This is a genomic window from Microcoleus sp. MON1_C1 (assembly GCF_036701945.1).
Lineage (GTDB): Bacteria > Cyanobacteriota > Cyanobacteriia > Cyanobacteriales > Microcoleaceae > Microcoleus.
Map to the genome: position 1 here is coordinate 160,274 of NZ_JAUBRO010000001.1, position 14,180 is coordinate 174,453.

The 14,180-nt window shown below is 46.8% G+C and carries 10 protein-coding genes; 7 read left to right on the forward strand and 3 right to left on the reverse strand.

Features of this window, described 5'->3' with window-relative positions:
* Positions 1–2: 2 nt before the first annotated feature.
* Positions 3–1,532: a mCpol domain-containing protein gene (locus tag QUA62_RS00600; protein WP_333401933.1), complete on the reverse strand. Its 1,530-nt coding sequence runs from the start codon at positions 1,530–1,532 to the stop codon at positions 3–5.
* A 303-nt stretch (positions 1,533–1,835) separates the two neighbouring features.
* Here QUA62_RS00600 and QUA62_RS00605 point away from each other — a divergent pair, with 303 nt between their 5' ends.
* Entirely contained in the window at positions 1,836–2,030 is a 195-nt protein-coding gene (locus QUA62_RS00605; RefSeq protein ID WP_333401934.1) for a tetratricopeptide repeat protein, read from the forward strand.
* Between the two features lie 42 nt (positions 2,031–2,072).
* Here the strand turns inward: QUA62_RS00605 and QUA62_RS00610 are convergent, their stop codons facing one another.
* Positions 2,073–2,657, reverse strand: a complete 585-nt coding sequence (locus QUA62_RS00610) for a hypothetical protein (protein ID WP_333401935.1) — start codon at positions 2,655–2,657, stop codon at positions 2,073–2,075.
* Positions 2,658–2,723: 66 nt separating this feature from the next.
* Between QUA62_RS00610 and QUA62_RS00615 the strand changes: the two genes are divergently transcribed.
* Positions 2,724–4,277, forward strand: a complete 1,554-nt coding sequence (locus QUA62_RS00615) for an NAD(P)/FAD-dependent oxidoreductase (protein ID WP_333402032.1) — start codon at positions 2,724–2,726, stop codon at positions 4,275–4,277.
* 225 nt (positions 4,278–4,502) lie between these two features.
* Entirely contained in the window at positions 4,503–6,269 is a 1,767-nt protein-coding gene (locus QUA62_RS00620) for an NFACT RNA binding domain-containing protein (RefSeq protein ID WP_333401936.1), read from the forward strand.
* Between the two features lie 477 nt (positions 6,270–6,746).
* Here QUA62_RS00620 and QUA62_RS00625 read toward each other — a convergent pair whose 3' ends face one another.
* A complete protein-coding gene (locus QUA62_RS00625) occupies positions 6,747–8,834 on the reverse strand; it encodes an iron uptake porin (protein WP_333401937.1) in 2,088 nt (695 codons plus the stop codon).
* Positions 8,835–9,135: 301 nt separating this feature from the next.
* On the opposite strand from QUA62_RS00625, the gene QUA62_RS00630 reads away from it, so the two are divergent.
* The 4 genes from QUA62_RS00630 to QUA62_RS00645 all read left to right on the forward strand — a co-directional run bounded on the left by QUA62_RS00630 (position 9,136) and on the right by QUA62_RS00645 (position 14,116).
* Entirely contained in the window at positions 9,136–10,302 is a 1,167-nt protein-coding gene (locus QUA62_RS00630) for a glycosyltransferase (protein ID WP_333401938.1), read from the forward strand.
* A 243-nt stretch (positions 10,303–10,545) separates the two neighbouring features.
* Positions 10,546–11,277 carry a sugar transferase gene (locus QUA62_RS00635; protein ID WP_006631924.1) on the forward strand — a complete coding sequence of 244 codons (732 nt, stop codon included), beginning with the start codon at positions 10,546–10,548 and terminating at the stop codon, positions 11,275–11,277.
* Between the two features lie 456 nt (positions 11,278–11,733).
* A complete protein-coding gene (gmd, locus tag QUA62_RS00640; protein WP_333401939.1) occupies positions 11,734–12,765 on the forward strand; it encodes a GDP-mannose 4,6-dehydratase in 1,032 nt (343 codons plus the stop codon).
* A 406-nt stretch (positions 12,766–13,171) separates the two neighbouring features.
* A complete protein-coding gene (locus tag QUA62_RS00645) occupies positions 13,172–14,116 on the forward strand; it encodes a GDP-L-fucose synthase (RefSeq protein WP_333401940.1) in 945 nt (314 codons plus the stop codon).
* The last annotated feature ends 64 nt before the right edge of the window (positions 14,117–14,180 follow it).

A 14,180-nucleotide genomic window follows, 5' to 3' on the forward strand; every position in this document is an offset into this window, starting at 1 on the left:
TCTTAGTCTACGGTTAGCTCTGTGTTATTTGTTTCTCCCGAATCGAGTAAAGCTATACCCATAATGCTGTCTCCACCTTTGGCCTTAGATAAACGCATTGCCAACGAAACCTCTGGCAAAGTTTTGCCATATCCTATGCTGCCAGTTAATCCAGTTTGGACTGTATAAATTCTTTGCATCTCATTGAGTAAACTAACTTTATAGCGCGATTTGAAAAGAATATTATCTCCTTCCGCAAAAAATACACTTTTATCATCTTTGGTTTCTTTGTATATGAGCTTCTTCAACGCCTCAATTGCGCCCTTTACTGTCTTACTACGTTTTCTCACTTCTTCTTCACTTGATTCTCCAAATGCTCTATCTAAATAGTCTCCAGTAGAATCACCGTCAAAACCAAAATAAAACACTGTTTCATCCTCTTCGATGGGAGCTTCCAGATTTTTGATATTTACAAGTTGACCATTTTGATCTATAAAAGCACCTAATGTTTTAGTTGTAAATTGCAGAAAGGTAAATGCCAATTGAGAAGATAAACTGGATTGAATAGCTGTTATTTCTTTTGAATGTCCATTTTCGGTAGAGGGATGAGCAATATCATTACGTATCGAAGTAATGAGCTTAGTAAGGTTTTCTAGCATTTCTATATTAACAAAGTATTTGGGATTTTTGGCAAAAAGATCTCTCACTTCACCTAGCTTTTGACCAAGTGTTTTATTTTCTAAATCAGCATTTTTAACAACACTAAGAATGATATTTGCGACTTCCTCAATGCCAGCCGAGGATGCAAAAATGGAATGACGGTAACTGTATGATTCTTTAGTAACCTCACCAAGCAAACGATAATGCACGCCGGACAACAGTGACTCTCGCAAATGCTCAATATCACGTCCAGAAGGCAACAATTTTTTCAAATCAATCATAAGCTGGTTAATCATTGAACGATGTCGTAAAACTTCTGTGTAATTAAACTTGCCAATAGTATCAAATTCTCCAATCGGTGGAAACTTGCGATATTCTATGCTTACGCCTGCTTCTTGTTCAAGTTCGTGATAAAAAAGACTAGCTTGCTTTTTTCTTGTAACTGGATCATCAGAAAAATCTGTTTCTAGGGAATAGATATTATCTATATCAAGTACATAAGCAAAAACAGCAAGGATAGATTTGAGAGATGAAATACCGTTTGTTAGATCAACGTAGTTTTGTGTGTTGTCAAGTGGATTAACTATCGTCCGTAATTGTTCTACAAGATCTCTAAATCTATCAACATTAGAATCCTCGATTTTTGTGACATGATGTACCAAACTGGTTGAGGAAATCTTATAGTGGCTCAGAGCGTCTTGCCAAGATGTTGAATCTGTCAGAGCTTGCAATGATTGCTCGGTATGAAAGACGTGTACTTGACGAAAAGTTAAATCGTCATTGTTTGTATCGATTCGAGCCTGAAGGGTAGCTCTAATAATAGCATTTATCATTGCAGGTACATTTCTGTTCCCGGCCAAGATCAATTTAAAGGATTTTTGATGGACGTTCATTTTTATATTTGTAAAAAGTAATTAGCGAGCCAATAAAATAAGAAAAGCTCATTAAAGAGCCTTCGTCAAAAAATAAATTTTGCTATTCAGAACGTTTTTACCGGAATTTCCTCGACCCTAGTTGGTAACAGGATATCATGCTTAGAGCATTTCTGCTGCATCCATGTCTCTAATATAGTTTATGATTTGGCTCTGTGTCAATTCCCTAGTCGAAATACTAGAACTGCTTACCAACAGACGATATAACAATCAAGATTACCCGCAGTCGATACCTTTGGCGAGCGAAGGGGGGAATCTGCTACTTTGAATAAGATTGGTTTAGCGTCCAACAACTTTTCCCAACCCCAAGAAGCATTGAAATACTTTAACCAAGCTTTACCAATTCGGCGCGAAGTGGGCGATCGCGCCCGGGAAGCTGCTACTTTGCGTAATATTGATGAAGTAAACAACAGAAGTCAACCGCCAAGCAGAACAAATATCCCGCCAATTCCCCAATAAACCAGGTTATTTCCCTGCTGTATTCCAGGCAATTAAGAACTGCTAAACTCTCCCCCACAAAGCCAATCCACCGCCCCTTCCCCTAGCCGCAATTATCCCATCTTCTACCAGAAAATATGCAAAAAATGCCTGCTTCCCCACACTCACACTAAAAAAATCCGCCTCCCGCGCTTCACCACCGCGAATAAATCCTTGATACACAGTTTTACCCAACACTTTCACAGTAATTCTGGTAAAATCAAAAGCTAAAATATTATTAGGCAAAAACTTAGTCGGCCCGGAAAGAGTTAGTTCGATCGCCCCAACTTGCACCGAATTCTCCACCCTGCCGGTTTCGCTAGGCGCTTCCCCTTCAGCAACAGGTTCCGCCGCATAAGCAATTTGAATTTTCGCAATCCACTCAGGGATGTAACGTCCCGCACCCAAGACAATTCCCGCTTTTTGTCGAGTCTTTTTCGTGCCGGTGATAAAGCAGAGTTGCCAGTTGCCGATTAATTGCTCGAAAGAATAGCGAATTTTGTTTTTTTTCGCGCTTTTCTCAGCTTCTAGGAGGGCGGCAACTACAGCGTTGGAAGATGGTTTAGAATTAGATTTAGCAGCTTGTTCTAGAATAGATATATTTTCCATTTAATATACAAACCAGTTTTATTGTTGGTAACAGAGATAATATTAGCTGATGTAGCGGAGAAAAACATGGTTGCGATCGCCCCCACAGACACAGAAATCATCGTCATCGGCAGCGGCATTGGCGGGTTAAGTTGCGGTGCACTGCTAGCCCGCTATGGCTTTGACGTGATTGTCTGCGAAAGCCATTCGATCGCGGGCGGGGCCGCACACGGTTTTGAACGCGACGGATTTAGCTTCGACTCCGGGCCCTCCCTGTACTCAGGATTATCCTACAGCCCGTCTGCGAATCCCCTGCGGCAAGTTTTGGATGCCATCGGCGAAAAACTCCCCTGCATCACCTACGATACCTGGGGTTGCTGTTTGCCAGAAGGCGATTTCGACACATCCGTCGGTGCGAGTCAATTTGGCGAAGTGCTCGCACAACTGCGCGGCGCCGCAGCCGTCGCCGAATGGCGGCAACTCCAGCGCGTCATGGAACCCTACGCCAAAGCTGCCATAGCCTTGCCATCCCTGGCTTTGCGCTTCGATTTGGGCAGTGTTTTTACCCTCGGCCAATTTGCGCCAGCTTTCCTGCAAAGTGCTGGCGACGCGATCGCACTTGCAGGCCCTTTCAGCAAAATTATGGACAAAAATGCCAAAGATCCGTTTGTCCGAAATTGGCTGAATTTGTTGTGTTTCCTGCTGTCTGGACTTCCCGCCGACGGAACGATCGCAGCCGAAGTCGCTTTCATGTTCGCCGACTGGTATCGCCCCAATGCAGTTTTGGACTATCCGATCGGCGGTAGTGCAGCTCTGGTAAATGCCCTGGTACGGGGTTTAGAGCGCCACGGAGGGCAGTTGCTGCTAAATTCCCACGTTGCAGAAGTTTTGGTGGAAAACAACCGGGCTGCCGGCGTGCGGCTGCGATCGGGCAAAATTATTCGATCGCACAAAGCCGTCGTCTCCAACGCTTCCGTTTGGGATACCCTGAAACTGTTGCCTGAAACCTCAGTCCCGCAAAGGTTTCGGCAACAGCGGCAGGCGACGCCCGAGTGCGACAGCTTCATGCACCTGCATCTGGGAATTGATGCTGCCGGAGTGCGATCGGACTTGGCTTGTCACTACATCTTCGTGAAAGACTGGGAAATGGGCGTTTCCGCCCCTCAGAACGTCGTTCTCGTCTCGATCCCCTCCCTGCTCGACCCCGACCTCGCGCCTCCGGGAAAGCACGTCATTCACGCATATACCCCGGGAAACGAGCCTTACGATTTGTGGCAAAAGCTCGATCGCACCAGCGAAGAGTACAAGCTGCAAAAACAAGCGCGCGCCGAGGTAATGTGGGAAGCCTTAGAGAGAATTATCCCCGATATTCGATCGCGCTGCGAAGTCACCTTAGTTGGGACACCCCTAACCCACGAACGGTTTTTGCGCCGCCATCGCGGTTCCTACGGGCCCGGAATTCGGGCGGGTAGCGGCTTGTTTCCCGGGCCGAAAACGCCTTTAGCAGGGCTGTTTTGCTGCGGAGATTCGACGTTTCCGGGAATTGGTTTGCCGGCTGTTGCTGCTAGCGGGGCGATCGCAGCCAATACGATCGCACCTTTGTACAAACATTTGCAATTAATTAAGGAAGTTATTAGTTAGTTGTTATTAGACATCTCCCATAATTCTTTTGGAACAGGCACCGTGCCAGTTCAAAATCTGCTTTTTAGGAGATGTCTATTAGTTATTTGTTATTTGTTAACAGAATTATTGAAGCGCTTTCATAGCGACGCCAAGCAAGAGTAAACAATAATTTGATATAGTTAGTAAAATGTGACCGATATCTGTCAGCATAGAAATAGATAGTTCGATCGCAAAGAGGCCACCGTGCAACCCGTAGACTTTACAACTTTAACCGCAGCTTGCAGCGAACTGCGAGCCCAATGGCTGCCAGCGCGCTTAGAACAAGTCTACCAGCGCGATCGCTTCACCGTGTCCCTGGCGCTGCGTACCATGAAAGGGCGCGGCTGGATTGACCTTTCCTGGCATCCTGTGGCCGCCCGCATCTGCGTAGGCGACCCCCCGCCCCGCATTCCCGATACCTTCACCTTCAGCGAACAACTGCGGCACCAACTCAGCGGTTTAGCCTTAGTTTCCATCGCCCCTGTTTCATCCTGGGAAAGAGTCATCGACTTGCAATTCGCCAAACGCCCGGGAGAACCCGCCCTCTGGCACCTCTACGCCGAAATCATGGGCAAGTACAGCAACGTCATCCTCACCGCCCAAGACAACCTCGTTGTCACCTGCGCCCACCAAGTCAGCGCCAAACAGTCCACCGTCCGTCCCATCCAAACCGGGCAACCCTACGAAATGCCCCCGTCTTTGACCGATGCAGTGCCTAGCCTGAGCGAATCTCAAAACCGCTGGCAATCACGAATTAGCCTGGTTCCTGGGCAATTAAAGGGCAATCTGTTGAAGAATTACCGAGGGATGAGTAAAGCCTTAGTTTTGTCAATGATTCGATCGGCAAATTTAGACCCCGAACAATCCACCGACAGCCTCAATCCCGACGAATGGCAGCAACTGTTCCAGCGCTGGCTATACTGGCTGCAATGCCTAGAAAACTCCAAATTTCAACCGAGTTTTACCCCCGAAGGCTACACCGTCATCGATTGGCCCGCACCTGATGCAAAAGAGGCAGAACCTGGAAACGAATCTAACTCCTCTGTTCCTTCTTCCTCCTCTTCCGTTCAAGAAATACTTAACAGCTATTACACAGGCGAAATCAATCAAGAAGTATTCGCCCAACTGCGGCATCAGCTTACCCAAAAACTCAACAACGTCCTGGCAAAACTGCGCCTCAAAGCCAACACATTTAAAGAACGCTTGCAGCAATCTGCAGATGCAGACACGCACAAATCCCAAGCCGACTTGCTGATGGCCAATTTGCAGCATTGGGAACCGGGAATGAAATCAATTTCTCTCCCTGACTTTGAAACCGAGAAACCAGTTATCATTGCCCTAAACCCGGAAAAAAACGCCGTTCAAAACGCTCAAGCCCTCTACAAAAAACACCAAAAACTTAAAAGAGCTCGCATTGCAGTAGAACCTTTGTTAGCCGCCGTACAGGAAGAAATCGACTATTTAGAACAAGTTGAAGTCGCACTTTCGGTGTTGGAAACCTACCGCCACACCCAAGATTTGCAAACCCTCGCCGAAATCCGCGAAGAACTGATCCAGCAAAAATATCTAGACGTACCAGATTACCGCAGTACCGACAAAAATGCTGCGATCGAATTTCACCGCTACCAAACCCCCAGCGGCTTTGAATTATTAATCGGGCGCAACAATCGCCAAAACGACCAACTCACTTTTCGCACCGCCAACGACTACGACTTGTGGTTCCACACCCTAGAGATTCCCGGAAGTCACGCTTTGCTGCGTCTCAAACCCGGTACTGTGGCTGAAGAAACCGATTTGCAATTTGCGGCCGACATGACTGCTTACTACAGTCGCGCCCGCCACAGCGAACAAGTTCCGGTGGTTTATACAGAACCGAAATATGTATACAAGCCGAAAGGTGCTAAACCTGGTATGGTTGTATACAAGCAGGAGCGGATTGTCTGGGGCAGACCGCAGCAAGCGCCTGCTTGATTTATATAAGGTGAGTAAGGTGGTCGATCGGCAACCGAAACCGGGTTTATACGCAAAATAACGGGTTTGCAACCGATAAACCTACGCAGGAACCGGGTTTACAAATCGGTTGGACTATACAAAGTGAGTAATACTTCGAGCGACCCCTCACAATTAAAATTTCTTTGTAACGTAAAGTTTTATTACAGAAAATTAAATTTTGTTGTTATAATACCGCTTAAGAGAGATGATATTTCTTTTAGAACCCTTTGCAAAGAAACGTGCAACTTGGGTTTCCTCACTGTGAGAAAAACACTGTGGGAACACAACACAACGGATTTAACTATTTGTGCAGACCAGCTTTTGCTAAAGCTGGTCGTTTTTGTTGAAACCTTAAACCCATGCTCGGAGAATTTTAGATTGGGAATTTGAGATTTTAGATTAAAACTGCCAATCTAAAATCTAAAATCTCAAATCTCAAATCCCCAAGGGCTGCTCCTAGAAAGTAAACGTCGTTCTGACAACCCCAATCACCAAATCAGAATTATTCTTATTGTGGTCGGGAGCAGTCAGCCAAATCAGACCAGGAGTGATAGAAATATTGTCGCTCAACTTAAACTGGTAGAAACCTTCAACGTGCAGCGAAGTATCCTTATCTTCCGGCAAAGTCCGATTAGTAGAACTCGTTACCCGCGGCTCCATACCTACGACAATCCCCGCCACATTTCCTTCTTTCAACAAATCTGGAAAAGCCAAAGTAACTGCCCAGTTCCAGATTTTTTGATCGCCCCGCTGCACAGAACCCGTAGGAGTAGCCAAGTTGGATAAAATGCGCTGGTTGGTGTAACCCGCCCAACCGCCAATTGCAAATCTCCGGCTCAACTGCCACGAAGCTTGCGCCCCGTAGGAATTGCTAGAAATCGGGAGAGTGGTATCGCTGTCGAACCCGAAGGAACCGAGACGCTGCGGAAAATTAGAAGCATTGCTGCCGGTATTGGTAATTAAGCTGTAGGAATTAACGTAAGTTAAACCTAAAGCAATGCTGTCGCTCGGTGTAAAAGTCAACTGAGCCAAACCGCCGTAAGAACCATTAAACAAACCATTTCCCCGCGTCGGGTTCGCAGCATTGCCGGCCAAATATCCCAAACTCAGCTCCAGTTTTTCCCCAAACTGATGCCGCAGAGCGATGCCAGAACCACCAAGCAAATAGTAAATTGGGTTGCGAGTACCGAAGTTAGAAAGAGCGCCGTAGCTGCCGTCTCCGTCAAAGTAAGGGTTGACAGTGTTAACAAAATCATCAGCAGCGCCGGCGTTGGCTTCTAGAATTACAGTAGTGCTTTTGCCGATAGGGAATTGGTAAAGCAGCGCATCTAAAGCTACTATATTGTTAGCCTCGCCAAAAGGCCCGACATTAAACCGCAATTCCCCTTCAGCAGTTTTCGTATTATTAGTAGAAAACGCACCCAGATTCAAAACTTGCAGTCGAGTTCTGAGCAAATCTTCTCCAGAAAAACTCGTGTCAAAATTGATCCGAACCCGGCTGCCAAAAGCCGTGGCTTTATCAGCTTCGCGGCCCTCGGCATCATCTCCCCTGGCGATACCGGCCAAACCAAATATCACTTCGCCGTTGAGTTTAGTCGTAGTTGAAAACTGATTTGCTTCTAATTCAGACGCGCGCGCTTCCAAAACATCGACGCGGCCGCGCAAAGTTGCCAATTCTGCCGCAAATTCTTCTTGCAACCTTTGCACAGAAGCCAAATCTTCTCGCGTCGCCAGATTTCTGGAACCGCCTTGAATCAGCTCGCTAACTTTATCCAAACACGCATTTAAACCTGCTGCAAACTCGTAGCGAGTCATCGCCCGGTTGCCGCGAAAAGTGCCGTCAGGATAGCCAGCTATGCACCCGTAGCGCTCTACTAGAGACTGCAAAGCTTGAAAAGCCCAATCGGTGGGCCGAACGTCGGAAAGTTGCGATACAGATGTTACTTGGCCGGCCGCATCTTCGCTGCTACTGCCTTCTGTGCTGTATTCATTGATTTGTTCTAAAAGATTAGACTGTGCTTGAGGTTGGGCACTTGAATCAGTGGATTGCGAAATCTGATCGGGCTGTGCGGCCGCTTTTTCTGCGTTTAAATTAGCCAGTGGTGCGGGGGGTGGCGTTTCGCTTAAGTTTGCGGGCGCTACTGCGGGGATTTGCTCCGCGACAGGTTGTTCGGGACTTAAATTTGCGGGCGCTACTGCGGGTTTGGTTTCGCTTAAATCTGCTGCTGCAACTTCCGGTGCTTTTGCTTGTTCGGCAACTGGGGCGATCAAATCGTTAGTGAAGCCCTCGTAGAGGTTCGCACTTTCTTTCTCAATAGTTTCAACAGTTGATTTGCTCGCTAGTGACGCTGGTTCGACCGTCTCAGGCTTTGCTGTCTCAGACTTGGCTGCCTCGGTTGCAGCACCTGCTAATTGCAATTTATCAGGTTGAGCTGCCGTGGAAATTTCTACAGGTTGCTCTGCTAGCGCCGTCGAAGATATGACTAAACTTGCTGCCAATACACCCGGACTAACTAAAAGTCCCTTCCACAAAAATTTGGACATTTTTTCCTCACACCACATTACGGTCGATCGCCGATTCCGAAGATTTAGGCGCTCGCAAATCACCTTTAGTATTCCGCCTAATAGTATTTCTTGTCAACAATCGGGGAAATCACTGCCGGAGAGTGCAGTTTTGCTGTGCTTGATTTGACAAAAACTCCGTTTATTCCCAAAATCCTTGGTTTGACCTAGATACCTACATAGAAACCTGGTTGATGGCCGGATATTGCGTAAGTTATCCCTCAGTAAGACTAATATTGACAGCACTGGCGCTAACAAATCGTTTGATTGGCTACAAATACAAGTGAAAAAACTCAAATACGCCCTAGTTCACGAATGGTTGACGCCCTTAGCTACTGGCGGTTCAGAACTCGTAGTACAGGAAATCCTCAAACACGTAGACGAGGCAGATGTCTATGCCCTCATCGACTTTGAATCTGCCAATCCCGAAAGCTATCTTTTCGGGCGACAGATTGGCACAACATTTTTGCAGCATTTTCCCGGAGCCCGCAGCGGTGTCCAAAAATATTTGCCATTTCTGCCGATCGCGATCGAACAACTAGATCTGCGACAATACGACATCATCCTCTCATCATCCCATGCTGTCGCCAAAGGCATCCTCACCAGTCCCCAGCAACTGCACGTTTGCTACTGCCACACTCCCATGCGCTACGCTTGGGACTTAACTTTTGACTATTTGCGTAGCAGCAAAGCCGGACGGGGCATCCAAGGTCTGCTGACGCGATATTTGTTGCATCGACTGCGACAGTGGGACGTAATTTCCGCCAATCGTGTTGATTATTTCATCGCTAACTCTCAACACACTGCGCGCCGAATTTGGCGGTGCTATCGGCGGCGGGCCCAGGTGATTTATCCGCCGGTAAATATCGAGCGATTTTCCTTGATGCGACAAAAACAAGACTTTTACGTCACAGTTTGTCGGTTAGTAAGTTACAAAAACGTAAGTGCGATCGTCCAAGCATTCAATCAACTCGGGCATACTCTAATTGTCATCGGCACCGGGCCAGAATTAGAAATGATTCGGCAAATCGCCAAACCCAACGTGCAAGTGCTCGGCTGGCAGCCCGCCTCCATAGTTGAAAAGTACATGGCAGAGGCGAAAGCCTTTGTATATGCAGCTTGCGAAGATTTTGGCATAGCTTTGGTAGAGGCTCAAGCTTGCGGAACACCGGTAATTTCCTATGCAGCAGGGGGCGCTTTGGAGACAGTGCTCGACATTCGCCAACACCCAGAGACAGGGACTGGTTTATTTTTTTCCTCCCAAACCGCCGCAGCATTAGTCGAAGCTGTCGAGGAATTTGAGCAGTTGCAAGGCAAATTTCGGCCAGAAATCTGCAGGTTGCGCGCTGAACAGTTTGCCCCCGAAGTTTTTGGGCAGCGCTATCTAGCTTTTGTGGAACGCTGCTATCAGGAATTTCACTCGCGTGATTTTACCGAGTCTGGGGCTTGAGAGTGCCAGAACCCGATAGCGGGACAATCTTCCTTCTGCCTTTGTATAAGTGCCTTCAGAAGACCTCTGCATAAGTGCCTTGTGCCTTTTTCCTTCTGCCGCCAGAAGCCCTCTTCCTTCTTCCTTCTGCCTTTTGAAGCCTTCGGAAGGCAGAAAATTGAGTATTGGAAACATAATTCAGAGAACAAAGCGTCTTGAGGCTTTATGATCAGGACTGTGTGTGGTGTGAAGTGAAGGAGTAAGATGACTGCCGACAGCCAACTAATCTCCGGCAAGGTAATTCGAGCGATCGCAAGACGCGGTTTTGGGTCTGTCCTGCAAGGAGATAGACGCATAAGTCGTTCTCTACAGAACCTCGACGGAGAACTTTTCAAGCGGTTATTTGACATCCTGTTTTCCTTATCGGTTCTGATCCTGTTTGCTCCGGTTTACCTGCTTTTGGCTTTCTTAATCGCCTTAAGCTCGCCCGGTCCTATTTTTTACGTACAGGAACGAGTAGGCAAAAACCGTAAAAGGTTTTATTGCCTTAAATTCAGAACGATGGTGGAAAATGCGGACGATATTTTGCTGGAAATCATGGAAAATTCTCCGCATTTGCGTCAAGAGTTTGAGGACAATTTCAAGCTGAAACAAGACCCTCGAATTACCTGGATTGGAAGATTTTTACGAATGACCAGTTTAGACGAGTTTCCCCAGTTTTGGAATGTTTTAAAAGGAGATATGAGCGTCGTCGGACCGAGACCTTTAGTTGAAGAAGAACTGCCGAGATACGGTCGTCACATCAACAAAATTCTCACCATAAGACCTGGAATTACAGGCTTGTGGCAAGTGTCCGGTCGCAACGACATTCCCTATCCCCGCCGAGTCCAAATCGACCTCTATTACGCAAATGACAAAAACCTTTGGATGGATATGTGGATTGTTTTCAAAACAATTGGAGTTGTGATTTTTCCCAAAAATAACGGCGCATATTAATTTTTGTCCGCAGTCAGCAATCGGTAGTTAGTTTTATTTGTTACTGACCACTGATGCTGACTACTGACAATCAGCGACAAACTCTTTGTCAAAACTAAACAGTTCCTGGATGCCGATCGAAGAATTGTGAGCTTAACTAAAGGGGCAAATAGTTAAATAAACCTACCTCTTCTTCATCTAGAAAGATCCGTTCTTCTAGATAGACTACTTTAGGTTTAGGTGCTAAACTTAATTCTATAACCTTTGGCTTAAGGGGGATAGCCTACTTATCTGGAGATAGCCCACTACCCAACAGCGTAGGAAGTAAACTTCAACTGGCTTTAGGTAACTAAAGTTAAGTTTGAGTAAGTTTTATAAAGCAGTGAAGGTATAGTTTGAGAATACGGCCGGCAGGGAGCAACAGCCTCTGCCAAAAAATTTATTGTGAATTAACACAGCCTGTCAAAGGAAAATCAGATGACGCAACGTAAGCGAGCGCTAATAACAGGTATTACAGGTCAAGACGGCTCCTACTTGAGCGAATTACTGTTAGAGAAAGGATATGAAGTTCACGGCATTATCCGGCGCAGTTCTAGTTTCAATACCGATCGAATTGACCACATCTATGTCGATCCTCACAGCGAGGGTGCGCGCCTGTTTCTACACTACGGCGACTTGACGGACGGCACCACTCTCCGCCGGATATTGGAAGAAGTTCAGCCGGTAGAAATTTATAACTTAGGCGCTCAATCTCACGTTCGAGTCAGTTTTGACTCGCCGGAATATACGGTTGACGCAGTAGGCATGGGAGTATTGCGGCTGCTAGAAGCAATTCGGGACTATCAGCACCGCACCGGCATAGAAGTGCGGTTCTATCAAGCAGGTTCTTCGGAAATGTTTGGCTTGGTGCAGGAAGTTCCGCAGAAGGAAACAACTCCTTTTTATCCCAGAAGTCCTTACGCCTGCGCCAAAGTTTACGGGCACTGGCAAACAATAAATTATCGCGAATCTTACGGACTTTTTGCCTGCAACGGCATCTTGTTCAATCACGAATCTCCCCGCCGCGGCGAAACTTTTGTAACTCGCAAAATTACTCGCGCCGTTGCCAGAATAGTCGCAGGCAAGCAGAAAAAGATTTACTTGGGCAATCTCGATTCCAAGCGCGACTGGGGCTATGCTAAAGACTACGTGCAGGCGATGTGGCTGATGCTGCAACAAGACAAGCCTGACGATTATGTCATTGCTACCAACGAGACCCATTCCATTAAGGAATTTCTCGATTTGGCTTTTACTTACGTCAATTTAGATTGGCAAAAATATGTGGAGTTCGACGAACGCTACTTGCGTCCGGCAGAAGTCGAACTGTTGATTGGCGATTCGACTAAGGCGCGCCAGCAATTAAATTGGGAACCTTCTGTAACTTTTCAGGAGTTAGTACATTTAATGGTAGATGCGGACATGAAAGCTTTAGACCAGCAAGGTCGGGGTTCGGGCAACGGATTTGATTAAGCCGCTAAACAAAGCGGTCAGTGCGAAGAATTTGTAGGGGTAGGGCCCCGTGTCTGCCCCGATTGGCGAAAGGCGCGGATCGGGGGGATTGCCCCTGCACAGAGTTCATAACTGATCGGAGGATTGTTAGAGCTATTAGCGTAGCGCGATCGGCATTCACAGAGCCAGCTTAATTGCTCGCAAAATTTTTTGCTGTGGGGGCTAAAAAGAACATTAAAATGATAGTTGAGGACTCGCTACTAATAAATCTAACTTTCGGGTGTGCACGGAGCAGTCCCTATCAGCAGCAGCTAAAGCAGATTTGTGGGCAACTGCGTCCTGTACCTCAAACCTTTTTTTGCTAAAGCAACAATTTTAGAATTGAAATTGTCGATCGACCCTTATTCAAAATACCGAGGCTAAAATTATGACCAGCTTGGATTTAAGCAGCAAACGCATTCAAGTCACGGGCGGCGCCGGTTTCTTGGGCCGTCAGGTAATCGACCAGCTAGTGAAAGCAGGGGCCGATGCTGATAAAATTTCCGTGACTCGATCGCGCGACTGCGACCTCCGCGTCATGGAAAATTGCAAGCGCGCCGCCGACCAACAAGATATCATCATACACCTCGCAGCCCACGTCGGCGGCATCGGTTTAAACCTAGTCAAACCCGCTGAATTATTTTACGACAATTTGATGATGGGCGCGCAACTAATCCACGCCGCCTACGAAGCAGGAGTCGAAAAATTTGTCTGCGTCGGCACGATTTGCGCTTATCCCAACTTGACCCCAGTTCCTTTCAAAGAAGATGACCTCTGGAACGGCTATCCAGAGGTAACTAACGCACCTTACGGAGTAGCGAAAAAAGCCTTATTAGTGCAACTGCAATCCTACCGCCAGCAGTACGGATTCAACGGTATCTACTTGCTACCAGTAAATCTGTACGGCCCGGAAGATAACTTTGACCCGAAAAGTTCCCACGTCATCCCCGCATTAATTCGCAAAGTCTACGAAGCCCAAGAAAGGGGAGACAAAACATTGCCAGTTTGGGGCGACGGCAGCCCTAGTCGCGAGTTTTTGTATTCCACAGATGCCGCCCGAGGAATTGTGATGGCCACGCAAGATTACAGTGAATCTGACCCGGTTAATTTGGGAACGAATAGCGAAGTTAAAATTCGCGATTTAGTGGAAACGATTTGCGAATTGATGGGATTTGAGGGTGAAATTGTTTGGGAAACAGACAAACCGAACGGTCAGCCGCGCCGCTGTTTGGATACCCAAAGGGCTAAGGAAAAGTTTGGTTTTGTTGCGGAAGTAAAGTTTAAGGAAGGGTTGAAAAATACGATTGATTGGTATCGAAAACACGCAGTTTGAGTGTGAAAAACCCGGTTTCTCCCTTCAAGAAACCGGGTTTTTTTAGGAAAGGTGGTGAATAGAG